Raw genomic sequence first — 24,825 nt, 5'->3', positions numbered from 1 at the left:
CGCATTTCGTCAATCCGAAGGAGATCGACGGCGATGTCGTGCCCTACCTCGTCAACATGACCAAGCGTGGCGCCGACCAGATCGGCGGCGCCGACTACACATTCGACTGCACGGGCAGCACCAAGGTGATGCGTCAGGCGCTCGAAGCCTCGCATCGCGGCTGGGGCAAGTCGGTGGTCATCGGCGTGGCCGGCGCCGGCCAGGAGATCTCGACGCGGCCGTTCCAGCTGGTCACCGGCCGCACCTGGATGGGCACCGCCTTCGGCGGCGCGCGCGGCCGCACCGATGTGCCGAAGATCGTCGACTGGTACATGGACGGCAAGATCCAGATCGACCCTATGATCACCCACACGCTCAAGCTCGAGGACATCAACAAGGGTTTCGATCTCATGCATGAGGGCAAATCGATCAGAAGCGTCGTGGTTTACTGAGGAACATCACAGGCCGCGGTCCAACCGGCGCGCGGCCTCCGTGGTTCACAATGGGAGGAGAAAAGAAACATGAGCGAACTCCCCGCCATTCTCGTCGATGCAGATGCCTGCCCGGTCAAGGCCGAGGTCGAAAAAGTGGCCGACCGGCATGGCGTCCTTGTCACCTACGTCTCCAATGGCGGCCTGCGGCCGTCGCGCGATCCGATGGTCCGCAATGTCGTGGTCTCCAAGGGCGCTGATGCCGCCGACGACTGGATCGTCGACAATGCACGCACCAACGACATTGTGATCACCGCCGACATTCCGCTGGCCGCCCGCGCGGTTGCACTCGGCGCCCATGTGCTTGGGCCAACCGGACGTCCCTTCACGCCGGAAACGATCGGCATGGCGGTGGCGATGCGCGACCTGAAGCAGCATCTGCGCGAGACCGGCGAAAGCAAGGGCTACAATGCCAGCTTCGCGCCGCAAGACCGGTCGCGGTTTCTGGGCGAACTCGATCGCATCTTGCGGCGTGCCATGAAATCGGCCACACCGGATTAGCGCTACCCAGGGCTGGAACCACCATGGCCGCCGAAGCTCCGATAGACAAACCCATGCAGCGCCACATGCTGTTTGCTGTGTCTGCCTGCTTCGGCGTCTTTGCGCTTCTGGTGGCGTTGCTGCTGCACGCTCCGCTTGCCTATTCGATCGGCGCCAACGCGTTCTTTGCCGCCTATGTCATTCTCGTCGTCGCCCAGATGCCGAAGTTCACCGGCAGGTATCTGAGCAAGAATGCGCGCGCCACCGACCAGCCGGTGCTGGTCATCTTCGCCGTGACGCTTGTCGTCGTCGGCGTTGCCGTTGTCGCATTGTTCCTGCTGATCAATCAGAAGGACAGAAGCCATCCCATCGAGCTCTTCTTCGCGCTGCTGTCGATCCCGCTCGGCTGGTTCACCATCCATGCCATGGCAGCGCTCCATTATGCTCATGTCTACTGGATGGATGGCGATGCGATGGATGCCGAGACCAGGAAGAAAATCCCGGTCGGCGGACTGCTGTTTCCGGGCGACAAACGGCCGGAGGGTTGGGACTTCCTCTATTTCTCGACGGTGATCGGCATGACGGCGCAGACCGCCGACACCAACATCTCGACGACGCATATGCGTCGTGTCGTGCTTGTCCACTCGATCCTGTCGTTTTTCTTCAACACGGTCATCGTCGCCGCTGCCGTCAATCTCGCCGTCAGCCTGGGCGGTCCGTAATAAATCCGTGATCGGATGAAACATCGGTTTGGATCGCGACGTATCAGGAGGACAATGAGCGCGCAGGCCATGCCGCGAGGCCGGGAGACGAAACACGATGGAATCCGTTGCCAGAAGCCAATCCGCCGCCGATCCAGGCGCTTCGGCGTCGAACGACAAAACGCTGATTTACCGGCAGTCGCGCTGGACGCGGCTGACGCATTGGCTGTGGGCGATCTCGCTGTTCTTCATGCTGTTGTCCGGCCTGCAGATCTTCAATGCCCGTCCGCAGCTCTATATTGGCAAGCAATCGGGCTTCGATTACAACAACACCATCTTCGCCATCGGCGCCGAGAACTCCGATGCGGGTCCGCGCGGCTACACGGAGATCTTCGGCAAGCGCTTCGACACCACTGGGGTGCTCGGCTGGTCGGGTCCGGCCGGCCAGGAGACGTCCCGCGCCTTCCCGTCCTGGGCGACCATCCCGTCCTACTATGATCTCGGCACTGCGCGCGTCATCCATTTCTTCTTTGCCTGGATACTCACCACGACGTTGATCGTCTGGTTTGTCGCCAGCACCGTGAACGGCCATTTGCGGCGCGATCTCGCGCCACGCCTCGACGATTTGAAGCGGTTGCCGCAAGACATCGTCGACCACGCCAAGCTCAAATTCCATCACACGCGCGAATACAACACGCTGCAGAAGATGGCCTATGGCGGGGTTCTGTTCGTGCTGCTGCCGCTGATGATCATCACCGGTCTGGCGATGTCGCCAAGCATGAACTCGGTGCTGCCTTTCCTCAACGATCTGCTCGGTGGCCGGCAGACGGCACGCACCATCCATTTCACCGTGATGGTGCTGCTGGTCGCCTTCTTCGTCGTCCATATCCTGATGATCCTGGCCGCCGGCCCGATCAACGAGCTGCGCTCGATCATCACCGGCTGGTACCGCACCGATCCTCCCGCACAGGACGACAATACAGCCGAGAGGAGTGCCTGACATGGCGAAGTTTGAGATCAGCCGCCGCAAATTCCTGACCGCTGCCGGCCTTGGCGCTTCCGGTATCATGCTGTCGGGCTGCGACGCCTTCGACAGCCAGCTAAGCGTCGGCAGCGGCCTGCGCAGTTTCCTCGAAAACGCCAATGGCCTGACCTACCGCGCACAGCGCCTGCTGGCCGGACGCGACGCGCTGGCGCCGGAATTCACCGAGGCCGATATCCGCCAGCCGCAGCGGCCGAATGGTGTCACCGCTCCCGATGACGACGTCTACAAGGGCCTGCTCGCCAACAATTTCGCCGACTGGCGTCTGGAAGTGACGGGTCTCGTCGAAAAGCCGCTGTCGCTCAGCCGCGAGCAGCTCCAGAACATGCCAAGCCGCACCCAGATCACCCGCCATGACTGCGTCGAAGGCTGGAGCTGCATAGCCAAATGGACCGGCACGCCGCTGTCGCTGGTGCTGGACCAGGCGGTGGTCAAACCGCAGGCGCGCTATGTCATGTTCCATTGCCTCGACACGATCGACCGCAGCCTGTCGGGCGACATCAAATATTACGGCACCATCGACCTCATCGATGCCCGTCACCCGCAGACGATCCTCGCCTACGGCCTGAACGGCAAGCCGCTGCCGGTCGAGAACGGCGCGCCGCTGCGGGTTCGCGTCGAGCGCCAGCTCGGCTACAAGATGCCGAAATATCTCTACAAGATCGAACTGGTCGACGGCTTTGCCGATGTCGGCGGTGGCAGGGGCGGCTATTGGGAAGACAATGGCTATGACTGGTACGGCGGGATCTGAGCTGCACACCGCAAATCCGGCGCTGAAGATGCTAGCCTAGCGAGCGGCGAAACAGCTCGCCTTTTCCGGCAATCTGCTCGCCAATGCCGCCAAGCCGCAGCATATGCCAGGCAAGTGCATGGTTGCTGGAGGTGACCGGTTTCCCCAACTCCTTCTCGACCTCCTCGATGATGCGGGCAACGCGCATGCTGGTGCAGGAAACGAACACCGCATCACAGTCGCTCGACGCACCGATTTCCAAGATGGCCTGCTTGACCGATGCCGGCGTGATGCGTGCAACGACATTGTCGTCCGCCTCGTTGAAGGAGCCCATGACCGGAATATCCATCCCCCGCGCCATCAGCGATGCCCGCAGCGAATGATTGATTTTCGCCAAGTAAGGGGTGAGCAGCGCGATCCTCGAGACCCCCAGGGCCTTCAGCGCGGCGCGTGCCGCGGTCACCGGATTGGTCACCTGCACACCAGGCAGCACCTCGTGAACGCGCTCGGCAACCTTATCCTCGCCGATGACCAGCGCTCCCGACGTGCAGGCAAAGCCGATCACATCGAACTTGACGTCGGGCAAGAGTCCCACCGTTGCCGGGATTACCGCCGACATTTTCATCAGGTTTTCCGGTGTGATCTCGACATCGCTGTAGAGCCGCGCCTCGTACAGCGCGATGTCGCGCGCGGGCAGCGCATAGCGGAATTCATCCTCGATGGTCTGGTCGGTCCGCAGCACGAGCAGGCCGAGATTGGCGCGCGTGCCGATACCGTCATCGGTCGTGAAGGGAATGTGTTCCTTGTCGAGGACAAGCGTGTCGTCGGCGCGCGTAACCGGGGCGTCCATGGTGCAGTGCCCTTCCTGATGTCCTCAATCAGAATTGTCGACAATAGAAACGGCGATATTGCCGAAACTGTCAAGGGCTCTGTGCAGATCCTGGGAACCGGTAAACGCCTGAATTTTGCGCTTGCGCGGATCGCTTGTCCGTCGCCGACCCATTCACCGTTGACAGGGATCGGCGTCTTCCTATTGAATTGTCGACAATAGGAACACAGCCCTTCGGGACAGCAATGCGCGTATTGATCTTGGGCGGCGGCGTGGTCGGGATCACCACCGCCTATCAGTTGCAAAAGGACGGCCACGCGGTCACTGTTCTCGAGCAGGCACCGCAGGTGGCCGAGGGCGCGAGCTGGGCAAATGCCGGCATGATCGCGCCCGGTCACTCCTTCGTCTGGTCATCGCCAGCCGCGCCAAAAATCCTGCTGAAGTCGCTGTTCCTGAAAGACCAGGCGCTTCGCTTCAAACTTTCCGCCGACCCGCATCTCTACAGCTGGTCGCTGCGCTTCCTCAGGGAATGCACGGCCGCCAAAGCGCGTCGCAATACCCTCCTCAAACATCGGCTTGCGGTCCATTCCCAATCGGTCCTGCAGGCGGTCGTCAGGGAGGAAGCGATCCAGTACGACAGGACCTCGGCCGGCATCCTTTACTTCCACCGCAGCCGTCAGGCGCTCGACAAGGGCGTCGCCAACATGCGCCTGCTGGAGGCCGACGGCCAGGAGATCCGCATTGTCGACGCACAGGAAATCATTGACCGCGAGCCGGCGCTGGCTTCGTCGCGCGGCAGCATTGCCGGCGGCATAATGTGTCCAACCGATGAAACCGGCGACGCCGCCAAGTTCACGCGCGCGCTGGCGGCCATCGTCGAAACGAGGGGCGGCAAGATCCTGACAAGCACGAGGATCGTCGGGATCGAACGCAGGAATGACGCGATCATCCGGGTCGTCACCGACAAGGGAGAATTTCTGGCCGACGCCTACGTTCTGTGTCTCGGCGCCGAAAGCCCGATCCTCGCCCGCAAGATCGGCCTTGGTCTGCCGATCTATCCGGTCAAGGGATATTCCCTGACCGTTCCCATCGTCGACCCGGCGCTGGCTCCAAAACTCCCCGTCATCGATGAGCACAATCTCGTTGCCATCACGCCGATGGGTGATCGCATCCGCGTCACCGCCACCGCGGAATTCGCGGGCTATGATCGCAGCCACAAGCCTTCGGATTTCGCCTTCATGAAGCGCATCACGCAGGACCTGTTCCCGCGCGGTATCGCCTATGATCGCGCCGAAATGCGGGCCTGCCTGAGACCCATGACGCCCGACAATCTGCCGATCCTCGGCCTGCGCAACATCAAAAACCTCTGGCTGAACACCGGCCACGGCCATATCGGCTGGACGATGGCGCATGGATCGGCCCGCATCGTCGCCGAACTGATCGCCGGCCGGGCTGCGCCGATCGCCCTCGACGGTATCCTTCCCACACAGGCGCGGTTCGCCGAACCAAGCGCCGCAAAGGCTTGACCGACGCCATGCTCCGACCCACCAGGCACAGCAACCAGGACGACGATGCGGCGTTGGCATCCAAGCCGATCAAGACCGGCCCGCGCGTCTATGAAGAGATCCGTCGCATGGCGATGGACTATCGCTTCAAGCCGAACGAGCGCATCAACGAAGTGGCGCTTGCCGCGAGGCTGAATGTCAGCCGCAGCCCGATCCGGGAGGCCCTCCAGCGGCTGGTCACGGAGGAACTCATCACCTTCCAGACCAATCGCGGCTTCTTTTGCCGCGGCTTCGATGTCGACGAGGTCGTCAATCTTTCCGACGTGCGGGCGGTGCTTGAGGAGCGCTCCGTCAGGCTGGCGATCCAGCGCGCGACCAATGAAGAGCTCGCCGCGCTCGTCGACTGGTGGACGCTCACCATGGCGCGCGCCGACTCGTTTTCCAGCGCCGAGCTGACCGCCAGGGACGAGGAGTTTCACATCCGCATCGCCAGGCTGTCAGGCAATCCCGAACTGGCGCGCATGCTCGAAGGCATCAACACGCGCATCCATTTCGTTCGCAAGATCGAAGTGGAGAAGCACCGGCGACTGTCGACGACCTACACCGAACACAGCGAAATCGCCCGAGCCATGGTAACCCGCGATGCCGACACGGCCGCAAGGCTCATGCATGACCACATCGACATCAGTGTCGCCGATGCCATGTCGACCGTCCGGGAAGGCCTGGCCCGGATATACGTCGACGTCGATCAGATCTGACCAGCATCCCGGATCCGATTAAGCAATCCCTGGCCGGTCAGGCAACCTTGTCGAGCAGCGGCCTGAGCGCCGGGTGAATTTCCGGCGAGGCGTGCTTGATCAGGGTCAGCAGCGCGCGTTCGTTCTCGTAAAGAGGCCTGTCGACGCCGATATGTTCGATCAGCCAGCCGGCTTCGCCGGCATCGATCGTCTCGGCACGGTGGGCCAGGGCCTCGGCCGCCCTGTTCTTGGCTTCCCATTCGGCTTCGATGTCGCCAGGAGATCGGTAGGCCTCCATGATGCCGGCAAGCCCGCCGGAGATCATGCGGCTGAAGAAGCCGCCGATTTCCGGATCGGCATGTTCGAGGAAGGCGTCATGGCGCAGCGCCACGTCGCGCGTCGGTGCTTCGTAGCCGGCCGAGCACATGACGAAATTGGCGATCGCCTTGACGAACAGCTCGTTCCAGGACGGATCGTTTTGTCCTTGAGCAGTCCGCTCGTTGATCTTGAGCAGCACCTCGGCCTCGGCGCGCGTGATGGCGATGTTGCCGTCGCCGCCATGGGCATGGAGTATCCGGCGCAAAAGCTCGACCTCCGCCTGCGCGACGAGGCCCGGAGCCAGCGCGCCGCCGAGCATCAGCGGCCCCTTGCCGTCAATGACGGCATGCGCCACCTGCTCCAGCGCATACACACAAAGCTGGGCCGGCGACGATTTCGCCTGTTCCAGCACATGCACCAGCAATTCGAGTTCGGTCCGGCTGTCGACCATGCCGTCGCGCGAGATCGTGCGGATCAGCCAGTCGGCATTGTCCTGCGAGATATAGCCCGATGGCTTTTCCTGGTGGACGATATAGTCGGTGACCGCCTCAATGAAGAAGGGCGGCCATTCCTGGCATTTGTCCTTCGCCGTGGCATCGAGCGCGAACAGCGCCTCGGCCTCGCCACGCGTCACGACGCCGTCGCCGAACACTTCATGGCGCAACATCGCCACGTCCTCCGCGGCGATGCGGCTTTTCGAGGTCAGCCCGGCCACCGGCGCGCTCATGATCAATTCGCCCATTTGTCGTCCCCGTCCGCCGTCGCCAAGCGCCGGCCCCATAGCGTCATACAAGCCAACATATCAGCAGTGTCTTGAAAAACCGGCAAACGGCGTGGTTAGTGAAGACTTGTCGCCAACGCATGTCGCCTGACAGCGTGCCGCGGTTTGAAGAACGACATGCATGCGCTTTAGATGTTGCTGACAGGTGACAAGCCGTCGCGCGCAAGCTATGGATGGCGCGTCGAGGACTCAGGGTCTTGAGTCCTACCTGTTTGCGGGAGAGAACAGCGAGAGCTGTCGCCGAAGGGGAAATCGCCCGAAATCTCTCAGGCAAAAGAACCGTAGACGGGAAAGACACTCTGGAAAGTCGGGGCTTGCCCCCGCGCCGAAGGTGTAAGCGCCGCTGACAGAGTTCCGGCTGCGCGAGTCTCTCAGGCTTCAGACAGAGGGGCACGGACTGGTCGCCATTCGCGACCGATTGCGTGCGACTCTGGAGACGACATGACGGGCGACGACACAAAACACCTTCCCCTTGAAGATATCCATATGGCCGCCGGTGCGCGCTTCGGCGCCTTTGCCGGCTGGTCGATGCCGCTGACCTATCCGGCCGGCGTCATGAAGGAACACCTTCACACCCGCGAGCAGGCCGGCCTGTTCGACATCTCGCACATGAAGCTGTTCGAGGTCAGCGGACCGGAAGCGGCGGCACTGCTCAACCGTGCCTGCCCACTGGATGCCGGCGCGCTCGAAATCTCGCAATCCAAACTGTCCTTTTTCCTCAACGAAGCAGGCGGCATCCTCGACGACCTGATCGTCACCAGGCTTAGCGATGCCAGGTTCATGGTGGTCGCCAATGCCGGCAACGCCGTAGCCGACGAAAAACATTTGCGTGCACTTGCCGCGGATTTCGACGCCAGGATCGAGCCGCTCGACCGCGTCTTCCTGGCCATCCAGGGTCCTGAAGCCTGGGCCGCCCTTTCCCGCGCCGGCATCGAGACCGGCTCGCTGCTGTTCATGCATGGGGTCGAACCGCGCAAGAACTGGTTCATGAGCCGGTCGGGCTATACCGGCGAGGACGGGTTCGAGATCGGCTTGCCGGAGGCCGATGCACGCGACCTCGTCGCGAAGCTGCTCGGAGACGAGCGCGTGCTGTGGATCGGCCTGGCTGCGCGCGACAGCCTGCGCCTGGAGGCCGGTCTCTGCCTGCATGGCCAGGACATCACACCGGAAACCGACCCGGCCAGCGCCGCCTTGATGTGGGCAATTCCAAAGGACATCCGCGCTTCCGGCACTTTCATCGGCGCCGATGCGCTCCGCGCCGCGGTGGAACGAGGACCCGCGCAAAAGCGCGTCGGTTTGAAGCCGGAAGGCCGCCAGCCGGTGCGTGGCGGTGCCGCGCTCTTCGACGCCGACGGCAACCCGGCCGGCCATGTCACGTCGGGCGGCTTCGGCCCCTCGGCCGGCCATCCGGTCGCCATGGGCTATGTCTCGACACCTCTGGCAAAGCCCGGAACACGGGTTTTCGCCGATGTGCGCGGCACGAAAATCCCAGTCGATATCAGCTCCCTGCCCATCACACCGCATCGCTACCGAAAAGGATGATCTCAATGGCAACGACCTATTTCACATCAGATCACGAGTGGCTCCGCGTCGAGGGCGGCATCGCCACGGTCGGCATCACTGATTACGCGCAGGAGCAGCTCGGCGACCTCGTCTTCGTCGAACTGCCGGAGACGGGAAAGAAATTGACCAAGGGCGACACCGCCGTCGTGGTCGAATCCGTCAAGGCGGCGTCCGATGTCTATGCACCAGTCGACGGCGAGATCACCGAGGCCAACGGCACGCTGTCGTCGGATCCGTCACTGGTCAATTCGGCCGCAACAGGGGCCGGCTGGCTGTGGAAGATGAAGCTTGCCGACGAAAGCCAGCTCGCCGGTCTCATGGATGAGGCCGCCTACAAAGCCCATATCGGTTGATATCAGGACTTATTGAGATGACCGCAGCACCCTACCCCTTCTCGGCCCGCCATATCGGTCCCGGCCTCAACGATACCAGAGCCATGCTGGCCGCCATCGGCGTGCCCTCGATCGAGACGCTGATCAGCCAGTCCGTCCCGAAGTCGATCCGGCTCGATCGGCCGCTTGCCCTGCCGGCACCAGCGAGCGAGGCGGAAGCGCTGGCTGAGCTTTCGGCTGTCATGGCCGGGAATACGGTGCTGAAGAGCTTCATCGGCGCCGGTTATCACGGCGTCCATGTGCCGCCGGTTATCCAGCGCAATCTGTTCGAGAACCCGGCCTGGTATACGGCCTACACGCCCTATCAGGCCGAGATCAGCCAGGGCCGGTTGGAAATGCTGTTCAACTTCCAGACCCTGGTCACCGAACTGACCGGCCTGCCGGTGGCATCGGCGTCGCTGCTGGATGAAGCAACCGCCGTGGCCGAGGCGGTCGGCATTGCGCTGCGCCATCACCGCGACAAGCGCACCAAGGTAGCACTTGCCGGCACGCCGCACCCGCAGACGCTGGACGTGGTGCGCACCCGCGCCGAGCCGCTCGGCATCGAGATCGATGGCGAGACGATCGACGACAACACCGCCGCCCTGCTTGTCTCCTGGCCGGATACATTTGGCGTCTATGGCGACCACAAGGCAGCGATCGACAAGGCACACGCGACCGGCGCTCTCGTCGTCTTCATCGCCGACCCGCTCGGCCTGACGCTGACCGACGCGCCGGCCAAGCTTGGCGCCGACATCGCCGTCGGCCCGATGCAGCGCTTTGGCGTGCCGATGGGCTTTGGCGGCCCGCACGCGGCCTATTGCGCCGTCTCCGACAGGCTGACGCGGCTGATGCCTGGCCGCCTGGTCGGCCAGTCCACCGACAGCAAGGGTCGGCCCGGATACCGGCTTGCCTTGCAGACGCGTGAGCAGCATATCCGCCGCGACAAGGCGACCTCCAACATCTGCACCGCGCAGGCGCTGCTCGCCAATATGGCGACCGCCTATGCCATCTGGCACGGCCCCGCCGGGCTGCAGGCGATTGCCGGGCGCATCCACACGCTGGCCAATCGTCTTGCCGCCGGGCTCAAAGCAGCAAACATCTCCGTGCTCGGGTCAAGCCGCTTCGACACGGTGACGGCCGAGGTGAAGGGCAAGGCAGCTTCGATCGCCGCCGCCGCTGAAAAGGGCGGCAGACTGCTGCGTGCCGTCGATGCCGACCACATCGGCATCGCCTTCGACGAAACCTCCACCGAGGCCGATCTCGACGCAATCGCGGCCCTGTTCGGCGCCAAGGCTGGTGCCTCCGCCGACAGCACGGTGCCCGGCAAGCCGCGCGGCAAGGAGTTCCTGACCCAGCCTGTTTTCCACGAAAACAAGTCGGAAACCGAGATGATGCGCTTCCTGCGCCGGCTGGCCGACAAGGACCTGGCGCTCGACCGCGCCATGATCCCGCTGGGATCCTGCACCATGAAGCTCAACGCCGCCGCCGAGATGATGCCGGTGAGCTGGCCGAGCATTGCCAATCTGCACCCTTTCGCCCCGGCCGCGCACTCGGCAGGCTACCGTGCCATGATCGGCGAGCTGGAGGGCTGGCTGTCGGAGATCACCGGCTTCGACGCCGTCACCTTGCAGCCCAATGCCGGCAGCCAGGGCGAATATGCCGGACTGCTCGCCATCCGCGGCTACCACCGCTCTCGCGGCGACAACCACCGCACCGTCTGCCTGATCCCCTCCTCGGCGCATGGCACCAATCCCGCGAGCGCGGCGATGGCCGGCATGAGCGTCGTCGTCGTGCGCTGCACCGAAGACGGCAACATCGACATGGACGACATGAAGGCCAAGGCGACTGAGCATGCGCAAAATCTCGCAGCGCTGATGTTCACCTATCCCTCGACGCATGGCGTGTTCGAGGAAGGCGCACGCGATCTCTGCGCGCTGATCCATGAGCATGGCGGCCAAGTCTATTTCGACGGTGCCAACCTCAACGCGCTGGTCGGGCTTGCCCGTCCCGGCGACATCGGCGCCGATGTCTGCCACATGAACCTGCACAAGACCTTCTGCATTCCGCATGGCGGCGGCGGACCCGGCATCGGGCCGATCGGCGTCAAGGCGCATTTGAAGCCGTATTTGCCCGGCCATGTCACCGAAGGCTCGGCGCACGCCGTCTCCGCCGCCCCCTTCGGCAGCGCCTCGATCCTGCCGATCACCTGGATGTATATCCGCATGATGGGCGCCTCGGGCCTGAAGCAGGCGACCGAAACGGCGATCCTGTCCGCCAACTACATCGCAACGCGGCTCGGTGCGCATTTCCCGGTGCTCTACAAGGGCAGGCAGGGACGCGTCGCGCATGAATGCATCCTCGACACCCGTGTGCTCAAGGAGAGTGCAGGCATCAGTGTCGACGATGTCGCCAAGCGGCTGATCGATTATGGTTTTCACGCGCCGACCATGTCCTTCCCGGTCGCCGGCACGCTGATGGTGGAGCCGACCGAGTCCGAGCCCAAGCGGGAAATCGACCGCTTCTGCGAGGCCATGATCGCCATATCGGCAGAGGCAGCAAAAGTCGCCAGGGGCGAATGGCCTTTGGCCGACAATCCGCTGGTCAACGCGCCGCACACCGCCGCCGAGGCGCTGGCCGGCCAGTGGAACCATCCCTACTCGCGCCTGGAAGCGGCCTATCCGGCCGGCGACGCCGACACGGCAGCCAAGTACTGGCCTCCGGTGTCACGCATCGACAATGTCGCCGGCGACCGCAACCTGGTCTGCTCGTGCCCGCCGCTGTCCGACTATCTGGGGGCCGCGGAGTAATTTACGCTGAGCGCAAGGCCGGCTTGATCGGCTCGGCCTTGCCCATCCTCTTGCGGCTGATGACGCAATTTCGTCCGGCGCGTTTGGCGGCATAGAGCGCCGCGTCTGCCTCGGTGAGCACGTTGTCGAGGCTGCTGCCGCTTGCCTCGCCAAAGCCGATGCCGCCGCTGACCGTGCTGCGCAATTTGCCGAGCTGAGTGGGGACGATTTCGGCGCCGAAAGCCACGCCGATCTTGCTGGCGAGATCGTAGGCCTTTTCGTCCGTCATCCGCGACATGACGACTGCGAACTCCTCGCCGCCAAGGCGAAAAGCGTCGACGCCGGGCCGGGCATATTTCTTGATGACGGCGGCAAAACGGCACAAGACCTGATCCCCAACCGGGTGACCGTAGACATCGTTCGTCCGCTTGAAGTGGTCTAGGTCGAACATGACGATGGACATGAATGGACCGAAACTCCGCTCGCCGTAAAGCGACGTCAATGCCCGGCGGTTCAGCAACCCTGTCAGCGGGTCGGTCATGGTCTCGGCCTTGAGCTCGATCTGCGCCTGCAGATGATGGAGGGAGAGCGTCAATGCTCCGAGCCCGGTCATGCAGGCCACCGCCACGACGGAATTCAATCGTTCGGCCCAATTGTCGGGCGCAATCGCGAGCGTCCATTGCCCCTTGGTCAGCAGAACCACGCCGCAAAACGCAAACGACATCGCGCAGGTGCCGCTCAGAAACGAAACCACCAGAAGGATGCGGCGATCCTGACTGCCGTTGATCCAGAACATGGCGCCGATCGCCGACAGCAGCGCCGTCACCGTGGTGTAGGTGATGATGAAACCAACGCCGTCAAAGCCCATAAAGGTCACGATGGCACAAATGGCCATGGCAGCAAGCGCCGGTGCAACGGCGCGCCTGTAGCCGGGCACGCCGAGATATTGCATGGCCGACAAGCAGAGGATCAGGAACCCCAGGCTGAGCAGCGCAAGCACGATCTGGCAAAGCAGCGGATCGGGGTCCTTGGTGTACCGCCAGAACAGGATCACATGCGCGACGAGCACCAGAATTCCGCACGCCACCGTCAGCACGAAACCTGCCTTGGGCGCGGTGAACCAGATCGCAAACATGGTGACGCTGAGGCATATGCCCGACAGCGCGGCTGCGAGCAGGAGCGAACTGAAGTCCAGCATATCGGGCAAGGGCCTCTCGAGCGTCGGCGGTTGCGCTGCATTCTAGGTCAGCGGCTGCCCCCAGATACGGATTTTCAGGCGATCCATCGATGCAACCTGCAGATAGGGTTTACAAAGCGTCGATGGCACGTGTCCCGAAACCGGACCATTGGACGCGAGATCAACCCTTGTTCAGGAGAGCGAGATTGGCGTTGACGACGGTGGGATCGGCCATGCCGGCCTTCGCTTCGAGCAGCAGCGCCTTGGCCTTCTTGCGATTGCCGCGCAACAGTTGCGAATAACCCATATTGTTGACGATCTGCGGCCTGCGACCGGCGACCTTCAGAAGCTGGCCGTAGGCACGGTCGGCGAAGTCGAAGCGGCCGAGTTCATCATAGGAAGCCGCGAGCCCCATCCAGGCCTCCGCATTGTCGGCCTTCAACTCGACGGCCTTGCGGAAGTGCTTTTCGGCGAGGCCGTAATTGGCGTCGCGAAACTGCGCCTTGCCTTGCGCCAGATCGGAGGTTTCGGTGTCTTTAGCCGCCGGTTGGATGGCGGTGGTCTTGGTGGTGTCGACGCCACTCGTCGAACAGCCAGACATCATCAAGACGGCCGCCATCGTGGCCATTGCCGGGAAATTATTGTGACGCATGCCCCTGCCTCATCGCCCGATTTGCCGGGTCGTTCTTCAGGAAACACAATATATCAGCGGCGATTAAACTTCGGTGCCGAAACGCCGCCAAAATTCGGCTTCGGGCACACCAGCCATTAACCACCAGGCCGCGGTGCTTCAGTCGCAGCCAGCGGCGTCCTCACGGCTCCAGGGCTTTGAGCCCCGCAGGAGCCGTATACCGGCTGCCGTCATAGCGCAGCCGGTAGGTTTGGCTCACGGACTTGCCGGGATGGGACTGGCACTCGCCATCCTTGTCGGGCAACGGATTGTCGGTATCCATTCGCTCGACCACCGTTATGTCGTGGTAGCCATGATGTTTGGCCGGGCTCATCGTCAGGCTAACCCGACTGGTATGGAAGGATCCGGCGCAATTGGTATCACCCTCGCCGCCATTGCCGGCCACGACCAGACCATCGAGCACCATCCTCAGGGAATCGCCATCGACGGCATAGAGCCGCAGGTCGGTTTCACTGAACGGATTAGGCAGCGAATTGTTTGCCATTTCGATGCGCAGGCCAAAGGCAGTAACATCGGGCGCCAGCGCATAGCGGCCGGTATCAAGTTCCACCTGGCGGATGGCGATGGCATCATCATTCATCAGCCCGGGCTGGAGCAGGCGCTGGCGCACCTGCCGGCTCTTCCTGTCGACAATCAAAAGCTCGATATCGCCGGCATGCGCGTAGTCGCTGGGTTGGGACCCGTCCATCAGCGGCACTGCGACCAACAGCAGGTCGTCATGGGCGGGCCAGATCTTGCAAACCAGCCCTGGCGGATCGCCATACGCGAATGTCAGGGCAATGCTGGTGTGGGGTTCGAGCGTGAACGAGGTGCCGTCGGCGCTCTTTCGAGCTTTGGGATAGGCCTGCTGCACCAAGGCGGCGGCATCGCCGCAATCGCCGGCCACGGCCCAGGCGGGCGACAGGCTGGCCGCGGCAAGGCCAAGGAAGAGGGTGCGCAGCAGCATGGACTTTCTCACCTGCAAAGCCGGGTTCGGTCAGGACAATGGTTTGTCAGCCCCTTGCTAGGGCTTTTGTGGAGCGCTCGCTAGTGCGCCGTCATTTTGACGATGACTGGAATGGCCGCGATCATCAGCACCACCGGCAGGATGCACACAACCACGGGCACCGACATCTTGGCAGGCAGAGCGTGCGCCTTTTCCTCGGCCAACGACATACGCTTATGGCGCATGTCGTCGGAGAAGACGCGCAGCGCCCCCGACAGGCTGGTGCCGAGTTCCTTGGACTGCTGCAGCAGCGTGGCGAAGGAACGCACCTCGTCCAGGCTGAGGCGATCGGCGAGCGCCTTCAGCGCATCGTCGAGGCTGCGCCCGGCCCTCAGCTCCAGCGACACCAACTGCAGGTTCTGGCTGAGCGCGGGATAAGTCTTGGCGAGTTCCTTGGAGACGCGCTCTATGCCTGCCTCCATGCTCATGCCGGCATCCGAGCAGACAATCATCAGGTCCATGAAATCGGGAAAGCCGTTGCGGTACTCACGCCTGCGTTCCCGCACTTTCTGGCTCAGCACCAGGCCGGGCAGGAAATAACCGGCCGCGCCCGACAGGATGACGAATGTCCAGCGGCTGGCCATCGTTGCGTCCGGACTGGCCATCCAGCGGTTGAGCACAAACACGCCTATTGCCGTGCCGATCATCGCAGTGAACCGGATCAGGAAGAACGTGCCGACAGCGCGCGGCTCCATGTAGCCCGCCTGGATAAGCTTCATGCGCAGCCGCGCGACATTTTCCGGATCGCTCCTGGCGTAGAATTCCTGCGCCCGCTTCACCGCCTTCTCGCGCACGATGCCGGTATTCTTCTTTTGCACCGGCTCCGGTTTGGCGGCCACGGGACCGTTGTCGACCCTGAGCCGGCGCATGACCTCGTTGCGATCGCCCTTCGCCATGACAACAGGCCAGGCAACAGCGGCAGCACCCACCGCCAGCAGCAGTATGGCCACCGGCATCAATGAGGTCGGCGCAAGCGAGGCGAGGAATTCGATGAAACCCTGCATGTCAGAACTTGAAATTCGACATCTTGAACATCATCAGATTGCCCAGCATCAGCCAGGTGATCGACGCGCCAAGCAGATACCAGGTCTTCGGCTCGCCCCAGACGTCGCTGTAGAAGCCCGGCATCAGTGCCATGATGGCGGCAAACAGCAACGCCGGCACGGCCGTCAGAATGTAGGCCGACATCCGGCCTTCTGTCGCAATGGCGCGCACCTTGCGGCGCAGCTTGCCACGCTCGCGAATCGTCGTCGCCAGGCCGTCGAGGATCTCGCGCAGATTGCCGCCCGAACTGGTCTGGATCGAGACGGCGGTGACGAACAACGGCAGATCCTCCTGGCCGACCCGGTCGAACAGCGAGTTCAACGCCGAAACCAGATCGGATCCGTAGGTCACTTCGTCGGCGATGACGCCGAACTCGCTGCCGATCGGGTCGGGCATCTCGCGCGCCACCATGGCGATCGCCACCGGCACCGGGTGGCCGGCCTTCAGGCCACGCGTGATCAGTTCCAGCGCCTCCGGCAACTGCATGCCGAACCGCTTCAGCCGGCGCTTGCGCTTGAAACGCAGCGTCAGCACCGGCAATAGCGGCATGAGCACCACGAACAGGACGAACCCCATCAGCGGCGGCAAGCCGTACCAGATGGCGACCAGGGCCATCGCCATCGCCACGCCGCAGGTGATCATCAGGAATTTCGACAGCGGCATGATCATGCCCGACTGGGTTCGCAGAGCGCGAAACCGGTCCGCCGAAAACAGCGGCGTGCCCGCGTCGAGGCCGCGCTCCTTGCGCAGTTGGACGAGCACCTGCTCCTGGCTGATCTTGTTTTCCTGCAGCTTCATGCGCCGGTTGATGGCGGTGCGCTTGTCGCTGCGGCCGGCATAAAGCAGGTAACAGGCCTCGGCGATCAGGATGCCGGTCAGCGCGGCCGCGGCATAGACGACATAGATCGCGCTCATTCCATCGAACACTTGGCTACTCCTGCGGCCGGCCGGGTTCGAAATATCGTCCGGGAAACTCGATGCCCATGGCGCGCAGGTCCTCGAGGAAGCGCGGCCGGATGCCGGTCGCCTCGTAGTGGCCCAGAATCTTGCCGTCGGCCTCCATGCCGGTGCGCACGAAGCGGAAGATCTCCTGCATCTGGATGACATCGCCTTCCATGCCGGTCACCTCGGCGACACTGGTCACCTTGCGCTTGCCGTCGGACAGGCGCGTCAGTTGGACGATCAGGTCGAGCGCGCTGGCGATCTGGCTGCGGATCGACTGCACCGTCATCGGCATGCCGGTCATGCCAAGCATCTGCTCGAGCCGCGAAATGGCGTCGCGCGGCGTGTTGGCATGGATGGTCGCCATCGACCCTTCGTGGCCGGTGTTCATTGCCTGCAGCATGTCGAAAGCCTCCTCGCCGCGGCACTCGCCGAGGATGACGCGGTCGGGGCGCATGCGCAGTGCGTTCTTGACCAGGTCGCGCTGCTTCAGCTCGCCATGGCCTTCGATGTTGGCCGGACGTGTTTCCATGCGCGCGACATGCGGCTGCTGCAGCTGGAGCTCGGCCGCGTCCTCGATGGTGATCAGCCGCTCGTCTTCCGGAATGAAGGCCGACAGTGCATTGAGCATGGTCGTCTTGCCGGTGCCGGTGCCGCCCGAAATGATCGTCGTCTTGCGGGCATGCACGGCCGCCGCCAGCACTTCGGCCATGTTCTGGGTGATGGCGCCGAATTCGACCAGTTTATGCAGGCCGAGCTTGTTCTTGGAGAATTTGCGGATCGACACCAGCGGGCCGTCGACCGCAACCGGGCGGATGGCCGCGTTGAAGCGCGAGCCGTCCAGCATGCGGGCATCGACCATCGGCTGCGATTCGTCGACGCGGCGACCGACCGCGGCGACGATCTTGTTGACGATGCGCAGGAGATGCGCCTCGTCCTTGAACGGAATGTGGACCGGCTGCAGCTTGCCCTTCTTTTCGACAAAGCAGTTCATGTGGCCGTTGATCAGGATATCGTTGATGTCGGGATCCTTGAGCAGCGGCTCGAGCGGACCGAGGCCGACCATCTCGTCGACGATGTCGTCGACCAGCGCGTCAAGCTCGACGGTGTTGATCGCCATCCGCTCCTGCTTGGTCTTTTCCGAAACGAAGTCATGCACTTGGCGGCGCATCTCATCCTTCGGCAAACGCTCCAGCGCGACAAGATTGATCTCTTCGAGCAGCAGCCGGTGGATACGCACGCGCGCATCGAGCACCTTGTTGGCATTCTTTGCCAGCGCTGCTTCCGGCTTTGCCGGCAAAGCCTTTCGGCTGGTTGGTATGACGACGGCATGATGGGCGACCGGCGTCGTCTCATGCGCGCGCTGCGGACGCGCATCGCGGTTCTGCAGGGTGGAGAAGCGGCTGGTCATCCGGCTTTCCTCTTCAGCAATCCACGGCCCATGCCAAACAGCGAGCGCGATTTCGCCCGGGTCGGGACCGCTTCTTCCGGCAGGATGATCTTCTTCAGATCGTTGACGACATTGGCGTTGGGATCGATCTCGTGCAGCGGTACGCCGCGATCGACTGCTTCGCGCACCAGCCGGTAGTTGTTGGCGATGCCGCCGACGAAATGCTCGCCAAGGATTTCCTGGACGTCCGCCTGCTTGATGCCGTTATCGAACATCTTCTGTTCGAAACGGTTGACGATGACGTTCGGCTTCACTTCCTTGCCGGCCGTCTCGTAGACCGCCTGGATCAGCCGCTGGGTGTGGCGCAGGCACGGCACCGTCATTTCCGCGACGATGTAGAGCTTGTTGGAACCGAGCAACACGGTCTCCGTCCATGGAAACCAGGTGCGGGGCATGTCGATGACGACATTGTCGAAATAGGCCGAAACGAGATCCAGCATGCGCACCACGACATCGGTCTTGAACGAGCGCATCTCGGCTGGATGCGCCGGCGCCGCCAGCACGCAAAGCCCGCTGGCATGCTTGGACAGCATCACGTCGAGCAGTTGGCGGTCGAGACGCTCGGGCTGGTTCTCGATCTCGGTGATGTCGAAACGCGGTTCGAGGTCGAGATATTCGGCACAGGCGCCCTGCTGGAAGTTGAGATCGACGACGCAGGTCGAGGCTCCGCGCGTCACCGAGTGATGCAGCTGGAAGGCGGTCTGCAGCGCCAGCGTCGTGGTGCCGACGCCGCCCGCCGCAGGCATGAAGGTATAGATTTGCGACTCGGTGTTTTCCTCGCGCCCGGGCCCTTGCAGCGCCCGTACCACGGAGCGCACCAGATCGGCCGTGGTGATCGGCTTGACCAGGAAATCCGCGACCTTGAGCTGCACGAGAATACGCACCGCGGCCGCGTTGAACTCCTGGGTGACGACGACGACCGGAACCTTGTCCTCCAGCCGACGCATGATGCGCTGCAGCGACTCGACCTCCTCCAGCCTTGCCGCATCCATGTCGACGATGATGGCGCCGAAGTCGGCTTCCTGGATCTCGCCGCGCAACTCGGTAACGTTCTTCTCCACCGTCGAGAGCTGTATGATCTCGGAGGCGGAAAATGCGGTGCGCGTGTCCTGCGCAAACGTCCTGTCGGTCGATACGAGCAGGATCTTCCTGGTCTTGATGCCGTTTGCCATTCTGTCAGCCTGTCAGGTCGCCCGTTGACCAGTTGCCCGTTGAATCAGTTGCCTGTGGTCGACTGCGACGCCTTGGCACCGGCCGCCTGATCGGGTGTGACAGCCGCGGCACTGCCTCGTTGGGCCGGCACCAGGAGCCTGGTGTTCTGGACCCCGTATTTCCAGGGATCGACCATCTGCATGACGGTGTTGGCGGCCTGCGCATTGCCGGCGCCGGCCGTTGGCCCTTCGCTGCGCACATAGTCGTCGCTGGTGCAGCCAGCGGCAAAGCCGGCCAGCAGCAAGGCGACGCTCGATCCAAAGACCAGACGCATGGCTTCAATCCTTCGGCAGGTCGAGGAAATGCCCAGCCGAAGCGGCCGCTGCAGGTTGAGTGACGCGGCCGTCTGCCAACGCCACGGTGCGACCGGCATCGGAATCCTTCACTTCCTCGGTGTTGTTGAGAAAATAGTCGGCATTGCTGGCCGGCTGCGTGCCATCTGTCGGCTCGACGAGCTTCTTCGACGGATCGACCGGCTTGACCAGATAGGGCGTTACGATGATGACGAGGTCGGTCTCGCGCCGCTGATAGGATTTCGACGAGAACAGCGCCCCAAGCACCGGCATCTTGCCGAGGCCCGGAATGCGCGACGTGGTGATGTCGTTTTGCGACTGCAGCAGTCCAGCGATCATGAAGCTCTGGCCGTTCTTCAGGTCGACCGACGTCCTGGCACGGCGCACGATGAAGCCAGGAACCGAGATCGTCCCGATATTGTAGGAGGCCGACGCGTCGATCGAGGAGACTTCCGGCGCGATATCAAGGCTGACCAGCCCGTCTTTCAGAACCGTAGGCGTGAAATCCAGGCTGACGCCGTATTTCTTGTAGCTGACCGAGATCTTGCCGTTGTCCTCCGAGACCGGGATCGGGAACTCGCCGCCGGCGAGGAAGCTCGCCGTCTGGCCGGACCGGGCGATCAAGTTCGGCTCGGCCAGTCGCCGCGCCAAGCCGCGCTCTTCCAGCGCCTTGATGGCGATATCGATCGATACGCCGTTCGATAGGAGACGACCGATGATCTCGCCAGTACCGGCCGTCGGCACTGTGCCCGGATCGATCGAGACGTCGCGGCCGCCAAGGCCATAGGCGAAATTGGCGGCGTATTTGGCACCCAGATCCTGGCCCGCCTGGCGGTTGATCTCGACAAAGCGGACGTTGAGCTGGACCTGCTGCGAAGATGAGATGTTGACTGAGTTGATCACCTCCTCGGCACCGGAAAAGCGCGTCGCGATCTTGTTTGCCTTTTCGGCGGCGACGGCATCGTCGGCCTCGCCCGACAGCACCACACGGCCATTGGCCGATCCGACCTTGATCCTGGCATCCGGCACGCTGGCGCGAATGGTGCTGGCCAGTTGGTCGGTGTCGAGCGTCACCTCGATGTCGACGGTGCCGACAAGCTGCTTTTTCTCATCGAACAGCGCAATCCCGGTGGTGCCGAGATTGTTGCCGAGCACATAGAAGGATTTGTCGGTCAGCGGATTGACGTTGGCGATCTCCGGATCGCCGATGACGATCTGGTAGAAGGCAGCACTGGTGATGATCGTCTTCGGCTTGCCCTTGGCAACCTTGATTGACGCATTCTTGGTCGACGACACGTAGACGACGTCGTTGTCAGCTCTCGCCGCCGAGGCGCCCAAGGCCAGCATCGCCGCAGCGGCCAACGAAGACGCGACAGCCACGGCGCGCAAAACGCGCAACCGCGTCATGACCCGATATATGAACAGCCCGAACATTGTCCCGTCCCTCACCCAGTCCCCACTGGTTTATTTCTGGTCCCGCGAAGGAACCTGGTATTCCTCGGCCTTCGTGCCGCGCGTTACGATGACCGTCTTGAACTTCGGTTTCTCCGGCTCCTTGGTGACGGCGTCGAACACCGAGCCGGCCGCGGCCTGCACATTCGAGGCGACCGATCCGCCGAAGGAGGAGATGGTGGTGACGCCGCTCTTGCCGTCAGCGCCTTCGCTGGCGGACCGAAGCGACAGCGAGAGCGTGCCGACGGTGCGGGCCAGCGCTACTTTCTGCGCGCCGTCCGTCGTCACCTCGATTGTCACCGAATTGGAAATCTGCGGCGTTGTCTGCCGCTCGTCGGCGCCCTGCCCGACGCTCAGCACCTTGGCATCGGCGACAACGATCTCGGAGGTGATGGTGGAACCGGCAGCGCCTTGCGCATTCTTGGCCACTTCCTGAATTTCGCCGGCATCGCGTGTCAGCACGACATCAACCCGGTCGCCCGGCGTGACGAAGCCGCCAACCCCGGCGATCTCGTCGGTACGGATGGTCACCGCCCGCATTCCGGGCGTCATCATGTTGGAGAGCGTCGCGCGGCCATTCGGGCCGGACAGCTTGGTCAGCAGCACCGGTTCGTTGACCTCGATCGGCGACAGCACCACGCGGCTGCCGTCGGCGAGCAACCCATTGATGGTGGTGAAGGCGCCCTGCGGCACGGACTCTTGCGACCACGGGATTTCGCTGAGCTGCGCGCGGTCGAGCTCCATGCCGTAGCGCAACGGGGCATTCGCCACCACGATGGTCTTGAATTCGACCTTCGGCACGACAGGTGCCGGAATCGACGACGTCTTCTCTTCGGAATCGGCCTTGGCCTGGCTTTTGACCCAGAAATCCGCGGCAAAGATCGAGATCGCGCCGAAAACGGCGGCGATGCCGATCATCGATATGGCCTTGCCCCTCACGCCTAAACCCCTGATATCAGCAGTTTCTTATTTAGTTGGGCTCACGTTAGGCGGCATTGTTAAAGAATCAGGAATCCCGGGCGTTGGTATCGGATCTATTTCCGCCGGCTTGGTTATCGAATGGTTTTGGGGTAAGAGGGCCCAGATCCCCGAACGGAACAGGAACCTCGGTCGCTTGGCGCTGAAAAGCGTGGCAGTATCGCGAGGTGATTCGCAGCACCGGAACCTATGGCAGGCATGGACGACAGCAACGATCTCTTCGGCAATATGGACAAGCAGCCGCAGCCGGTGCGTACCGCTGCGCGCCCGGCGGATCCACTGGTGGTGCAAGCCACCAAGCGTCCTGCCTCGACCAAGGACGGCAGCGAGGGCTATAGCGCCGCCGACATCGAGGTGCTGGAAGGGCTGGAGCCGGTGCGCCGCCGGCCAGGCATGTATATCGGCGGCACCGACGACAAGGCGATGCACCATCTGTTCGCCGAGGTCATCGACAATTCGATGGACGAAGCGGTTGCCGGCCACGCCACCTTCATCGATGTCGAGCTTTCGGCTGACGGCTATCTCGCCGTGACGGACAATGGCCGCGGCATCCCGATCGATCCGCACCCGAAGTTCAAGAAGCCGGCGCTTGAAGTGATCATGACGACGCTGCATTCGGGCGGCAAGTTCGACTCCAAGGTTTACGAGACATCAGGCGGCCTGCATGGCGTCGGCGTGTCCGTGGTCAACGCGCTGTCGGACCATCTCGAGGTCGAGGTCGCGCGGGGACGGCAACTCTATCGGCAAAAATTCTCGCGCGGCGTTCCCGTGACCGGCCTGGAACAGTTGGGCGAGGTCCACAACCGGCGCGGCACAAAGATCCGCTTCCACCCCGACGAGCAGATTTTCGGCAAGGGCGCGGCGTTCGAACCGGCGCGGCTCTACCGTATGACGCGCTCGAAAGCCTATCTGTTCGGCGGCGTCGAAATCCGCTGGACCTGCGATCCGTCGCTGATCAAGGAAAAAGACCAGACGCCGGCCAAGGCGGAATTCCATTTTCCCGGCGGCCTGAAGGACTATCTCAAGGCATCGCTCGGCGACGACTTCCAGGTGACGCGCGAGATTTTCGCCGGCAAGAGCGAGAAACAGGGCGGCCACGGCTCGCTCGAATGGGCGGTGACCTGGTTCGGCGGCGACGGCTTCATCAATTCCTACTGCAACACCATCCCGACCGGCGAAGGCGGCACCCACGAGGCCGGCTTCCGCAACGTTCTGACGCGAGGCCTGCGCGCCTATGCCGACCTCGTCGGCAACAAGCGCGCCTCGATCGTCACCTCGGAAGACGTCATGATCTCGGCAGCGGGCATGCTGTCGGTGTTCATCCGCGAGCCGGAATTCGTCGGCCAGACCAAGGACAGGCTGGCGACGATCGAGGCAATTCGAATTGTCGAGACCGCGATCCGCGATCCGTTCGACCATTGGCTGGCCGACAATCCGCAGGAAGCCTCGAAGCTGCTCGAATGGGTGATCGCACGCGCCGACGAGCGGGTGCGCCGGCGCCAGGAAAAAGAGGTGTCGCGCAAGAGCGCGGTGCGCAAGCTGCGGCTGCCGGGCAAGCTCGCCGACTGCACGCAGAATGCCGCGGCCGGTGCAGAACTGTTCATCGTCGAAGGCGACTCGGCCGGCGGCTCGGCCAAGCAGGCGCGCGACCGCGCCAGCCAGGCCGTGCTGCCATTGCGCGGCAAAATCCTCAACGTCGCCAGCGCCGGCAACGATAAGCTGGCGGCCAACCAACAGATTTCGGACCTGATCCAGGCGCTCGGCTGCGGTACGCGTTCGAAGTACCGCGATGAGGATCTGCGCTACGACCGCGTGATCATCATGACCGACGCCGATGTCGACGGCGCCCATATCGCCTCGCTGCTGATCACCTTCTTCTATCAGGAGATGCCGGCGCTGGTGCGTGGCGGCCATCTCTATCTCGCCGTGCCGCCGCTTTACTCGATCAGGCAAGGCGGCAAGGTCGCCTATGCCCGAGACGACGCCCACAAGGACGAGCTCCTGCGCACCGAATTCACCGGGCGCGGCAAGGTGGAACTGGGCCGCTTCAAGGGTCTGGGCGAGATGATGGCCGCCCAGCTCAAGGAAACCACCATGGATCCGAGGAAGCGAACGCTGCTCAGGATCGATGTAATCGACGCCGAGACGGCGACCAAGGACGCCGTCGATGCGTTGATGGGCACGAAGCCGGAGGCCCGCTTCCGGTTCATCCAGGAACGCGCCGAATTCGCCGAGACGGAAGTGCTGGATATCTAGCCGCCAGCCGGTCCATAACAAGGCTCCAG

The 24,825-nt window shown here is 63.0% G+C and carries 23 protein-coding genes and 1 riboswitch; of the genes, 11 read left to right on the top strand and 12 right to left on the bottom strand.

What is annotated here, in order from left to right; genetic code table 11:
* The 5 genes from EN955_RS17295 to EN955_RS17275 form a co-directional block, all read left to right on the top strand.
* Window positions 1–431 (top strand): zinc-binding dehydrogenase (locus tag EN955_RS17295; RefSeq protein ID WP_164769888.1); only part of this gene is annotated, 431 nt, incomplete at its 5' end.
* A gap of 69 nt (window positions 432–500) precedes the next feature.
* On the top strand, window positions 501–971 hold the full coding sequence (locus EN955_RS17290) for a YaiI/YqxD family protein (protein WP_024505334.1): 471 nt from the start codon (window positions 501–503) through the stop codon (window positions 969–971).
* Window positions 972–994: 23 nt separating this feature from the next.
* Window positions 995–1,672, top strand: coding sequence for a DUF1345 domain-containing protein (locus EN955_RS17285; RefSeq protein ID WP_013531945.1), 678 nt, complete (start codon window positions 995–997; stop codon window positions 1,670–1,672).
* 97 nt (window positions 1,673–1,769) lie between these two features.
* Window positions 1,770–2,651: a cytochrome b/b6 domain-containing protein gene (locus EN955_RS17280; RefSeq protein ID WP_024505335.1), complete on the top strand. Its 882-nt coding sequence runs from the start codon at window positions 1,770–1,772 to the stop codon at window positions 2,649–2,651.
* Between the two features lies 1 nt (window position 2,652).
* Window positions 2,653–3,444 (top strand): molybdopterin-binding protein, encoded by a 792-nt coding sequence (locus EN955_RS17275; RefSeq protein WP_024505336.1) that lies wholly within the window; start codon window positions 2,653–2,655, stop codon window positions 3,442–3,444.
* Between the two features lie 31 nt (window positions 3,445–3,475).
* Here the strand turns inward: EN955_RS17275 and EN955_RS17270 are convergent, their stop codons facing one another.
* Window positions 3,476–4,273 (bottom strand): aspartate/glutamate racemase family protein, encoded by a 798-nt coding sequence (locus tag EN955_RS17270; RefSeq protein WP_024505337.1) that lies wholly within the window; start codon window positions 4,271–4,273, stop codon window positions 3,476–3,478.
* A 224-nt stretch (window positions 4,274–4,497) separates the two neighbouring features.
* Between EN955_RS17270 and EN955_RS17265 the strand changes: the two genes are divergently transcribed.
* Window positions 4,498–5,778: a D-amino acid dehydrogenase gene (locus EN955_RS17265; protein WP_024505338.1), complete on the top strand. Its 1,281-nt coding sequence runs from the start codon at window positions 4,498–4,500 to the stop codon at window positions 5,776–5,778.
* Between the two features lie 8 nt (window positions 5,779–5,786).
* Window positions 5,787–6,515 (top strand): GntR family transcriptional regulator, encoded by a 729-nt coding sequence (locus EN955_RS17260; protein WP_024505339.1) that lies wholly within the window; start codon window positions 5,787–5,789, stop codon window positions 6,513–6,515.
* A gap of 37 nt (window positions 6,516–6,552) precedes the next feature.
* Here the strand turns inward: EN955_RS17260 and EN955_RS17255 are convergent, their stop codons facing one another.
* A complete protein-coding gene (locus tag EN955_RS17255) occupies window positions 6,553–7,554 on the bottom strand; it encodes a hypothetical protein (protein ID WP_024505340.1) in 1,002 nt (333 codons plus the stop codon).
* A gap of 244 nt (window positions 7,555–7,798) precedes the next feature.
* Window positions 7,799–7,885: riboswitch (glycine riboswitch) on the top strand.
* A gap of 149 nt (window positions 7,886–8,034) precedes the next feature.
* Here EN955_RS17255 and gcvT point away from each other — a divergent pair.
* Genes gcvT through gcvP form a run of 3 tightly spaced genes read left to right on the top strand, consistent with a single transcriptional unit; the run spans window position 8,035 to window position 12,337 of the window.
* Complete coding sequence (gene gcvT, locus EN955_RS17250; protein WP_024505341.1) at window positions 8,035–9,135, top strand: glycine cleavage system aminomethyltransferase GcvT; 1,101 nt, start codon at window positions 8,035–8,037, stop codon at window positions 9,133–9,135.
* 5 nt (window positions 9,136–9,140) lie between these two features.
* A complete protein-coding gene (gene gcvH / locus EN955_RS17245; RefSeq protein WP_013531953.1) occupies window positions 9,141–9,509 on the top strand; it encodes a glycine cleavage system protein GcvH in 369 nt (122 codons plus the stop codon).
* A 17-nt stretch (window positions 9,510–9,526) separates the two neighbouring features.
* On the top strand, window positions 9,527–12,337 hold the full coding sequence (gcvP, locus tag EN955_RS17240; RefSeq protein WP_024505342.1) for an aminomethyl-transferring glycine dehydrogenase: 2,811 nt from the start codon (window positions 9,527–9,529) through the stop codon (window positions 12,335–12,337).
* A gap of 1 nt (window position 12,338) precedes the next feature.
* On the opposite strand, the gene EN955_RS17235 is transcribed toward gcvP, so the two are convergent.
* The 10 genes from EN955_RS17235 to cpaB form a co-directional block, all read right to left on the bottom strand.
* Window positions 12,339–13,514 (bottom strand): GGDEF domain-containing protein, encoded by a 1,176-nt coding sequence (locus tag EN955_RS17235; RefSeq protein WP_024505343.1) that lies wholly within the window; start codon window positions 13,512–13,514, stop codon window positions 12,339–12,341.
* A gap of 160 nt (window positions 13,515–13,674) precedes the next feature.
* The gene (locus tag EN955_RS17230; protein WP_013531956.1) at window positions 13,675–14,145 is read right to left on the bottom strand and encodes a hypothetical protein; all 471 of its coding nucleotides are present in this window, start codon (window positions 14,143–14,145) and stop codon (window positions 13,675–13,677) included.
* Between the two features lie 160 nt (window positions 14,146–14,305).
* A complete protein-coding gene (locus EN955_RS17225; protein ID WP_024505344.1) occupies window positions 14,306–15,130 on the bottom strand; it encodes a hypothetical protein in 825 nt (274 codons plus the stop codon).
* Window positions 15,131–15,210: 80 nt separating this feature from the next.
* Complete coding sequence (locus EN955_RS17220; RefSeq protein ID WP_013531958.1) at window positions 15,211–16,173, bottom strand: type II secretion system F family protein; 963 nt, start codon at window positions 16,171–16,173, stop codon at window positions 15,211–15,213.
* A gap of 1 nt (window position 16,174) precedes the next feature.
* Entirely contained in the window at window positions 16,175–17,140 is a 966-nt protein-coding gene (locus tag EN955_RS17215) for a type II secretion system F family protein (protein WP_013531959.1), read from the bottom strand.
* A gap of 4 nt (window positions 17,141–17,144) precedes the next feature.
* On the bottom strand, window positions 17,145–18,566 hold the full coding sequence (locus EN955_RS17210) for a CpaF family protein (RefSeq protein WP_024505345.1): 1,422 nt from the start codon (window positions 18,564–18,566) through the stop codon (window positions 17,145–17,147).
* On the bottom strand, window positions 18,563–19,777 hold the full coding sequence (locus EN955_RS17205) for a CpaE family protein (protein WP_013531961.1): 1,215 nt from the start codon (window positions 19,775–19,777) through the stop codon (window positions 18,563–18,565). The genes EN955_RS17210 and EN955_RS17205 overlap by 4 nt, the downstream gene beginning before the upstream one ends.
* 44 nt (window positions 19,778–19,821) lie before the next feature.
* Entirely contained in the window at window positions 19,822–20,091 is a 270-nt protein-coding gene (locus EN955_RS17200; protein ID WP_013531962.1) for a hypothetical protein, read from the bottom strand.
* A gap of 4 nt (window positions 20,092–20,095) precedes the next feature.
* Window positions 20,096–21,544 (bottom strand): type II and III secretion system protein family protein, encoded by a 1,449-nt coding sequence (locus tag EN955_RS17195; protein ID WP_013531963.1) that lies wholly within the window; start codon window positions 21,542–21,544, stop codon window positions 20,096–20,098.
* A gap of 30 nt (window positions 21,545–21,574) precedes the next feature.
* Complete coding sequence (gene cpaB, locus EN955_RS17190; protein WP_245265407.1) at window positions 21,575–22,501, bottom strand: Flp pilus assembly protein CpaB; 927 nt, start codon at window positions 22,499–22,501, stop codon at window positions 21,575–21,577.
* 237 nt (window positions 22,502–22,738) lie between these two features.
* Between cpaB and parE the strand changes: the two genes are divergently transcribed.
* A complete protein-coding gene (gene parE, locus EN955_RS17185; protein WP_013531965.1) occupies window positions 22,739–24,796 on the top strand; it encodes a DNA topoisomerase IV subunit B in 2,058 nt (685 codons plus the stop codon).
* Window positions 24,797–24,825 lie beyond the last annotated feature (29 nt).

The sequence above is a fragment of the Mesorhizobium sp. M7A.F.Ca.CA.001.04.2.1 genome (genome assembly GCF_003998485.1).
Classification (GTDB): domain Bacteria; phylum Pseudomonadota; class Alphaproteobacteria; order Rhizobiales; family Rhizobiaceae; genus Mesorhizobium; species Mesorhizobium ciceri.
Note: the sequence above shows the minus strand (reverse complement) of the source record. Positions and strands in the feature narration are given on the sequence as shown.

What these genes read in the sequence shown, in the direction of transcription:
- EN955_RS17220 (WP_013531958.1), bottom strand. Translation starts at nt 16,173, where the DNA reads ATGCAGGGTTTCATCGAATTCCTCGCCTCGCTTGCGCCGACCTCATTG.
- EN955_RS17195 (WP_013531963.1), bottom strand. Translation starts at nt 21,544, where the DNA reads ATGTTCGGGCTGTTCATATATCGGGTCATGACGCGGTTGCGCGTTTTG.
- EN955_RS17260 (WP_024505339.1), top strand. Translation starts at nt 5,787, where the DNA reads ATGCTCCGACCCACCAGGCACAGCAACCAGGACGACGATGCGGCGTTG.
- EN955_RS17205 (WP_013531961.1), bottom strand. Translation starts at nt 19,777, where the DNA reads ATGGCAAACGGCATCAAGACCAGGAAGATCCTGCTCGTATCGACCGAC.
- EN955_RS17280 (WP_024505335.1), top strand. Translation starts at nt 1,770, where the DNA reads ATGGAATCCGTTGCCAGAAGCCAATCCGCCGCCGATCCAGGCGCTTCG.
- EN955_RS17275 (WP_024505336.1), top strand. Translation starts at nt 2,653, where the DNA reads ATGGCGAAGTTTGAGATCAGCCGCCGCAAATTCCTGACCGCTGCCGGC.
- EN955_RS17225 (WP_024505344.1), bottom strand. Translation starts at nt 15,130, where the DNA reads ATGCTGCTGCGCACCCTCTTCCTTGGCCTTGCCGCGGCCAGCCTGTCG.
- gcvT (WP_024505341.1), top strand. Translation starts at nt 8,035, where the DNA reads ATGACGGGCGACGACACAAAACACCTTCCCCTTGAAGATATCCATATG.
- EN955_RS17255 (WP_024505340.1), bottom strand. Translation starts at nt 7,554, where the DNA reads ATGGGCGAATTGATCATGAGCGCGCCGGTGGCCGGGCTGACCTCGAAA.
- EN955_RS17210 (WP_024505345.1), bottom strand. Translation starts at nt 18,566, where the DNA reads ATGACCAGCCGCTTCTCCACCCTGCAGAACCGCGATGCGCGTCCGCAG.
- EN955_RS17285 (WP_013531945.1), top strand. Translation starts at nt 995, where the DNA reads ATGGCCGCCGAAGCTCCGATAGACAAACCCATGCAGCGCCACATGCTG.
- EN955_RS17290 (WP_024505334.1), top strand. Translation starts at nt 501, where the DNA reads ATGAGCGAACTCCCCGCCATTCTCGTCGATGCAGATGCCTGCCCGGTC.
- EN955_RS17265 (WP_024505338.1), top strand. Translation starts at nt 4,498, where the DNA reads ATGCGCGTATTGATCTTGGGCGGCGGCGTGGTCGGGATCACCACCGCC.
- parE (WP_013531965.1), top strand. Translation starts at nt 22,739, where the DNA reads ATGGACGACAGCAACGATCTCTTCGGCAATATGGACAAGCAGCCGCAG.
- EN955_RS17235 (WP_024505343.1), bottom strand. Translation starts at nt 13,514, where the DNA reads ATGCTGGACTTCAGTTCGCTCCTGCTCGCAGCCGCGCTGTCGGGCATA.
- EN955_RS17270 (WP_024505337.1), bottom strand. Translation starts at nt 4,273, where the DNA reads ATGGACGCCCCGGTTACGCGCGCCGACGACACGCTTGTCCTCGACAAG.
- EN955_RS17230 (WP_013531956.1), bottom strand. Translation starts at nt 14,145, where the DNA reads ATGCGTCACAATAATTTCCCGGCAATGGCCACGATGGCGGCCGTCTTG.
- gcvH (WP_013531953.1), top strand. Translation starts at nt 9,141, where the DNA reads ATGGCAACGACCTATTTCACATCAGATCACGAGTGGCTCCGCGTCGAG.
- gcvP (WP_024505342.1), top strand. Translation starts at nt 9,527, where the DNA reads ATGACCGCAGCACCCTACCCCTTCTCGGCCCGCCATATCGGTCCCGGC.
- EN955_RS17200 (WP_013531962.1), bottom strand. Translation starts at nt 20,091, where the DNA reads ATGCGTCTGGTCTTTGGATCGAGCGTCGCCTTGCTGCTGGCCGGCTTT.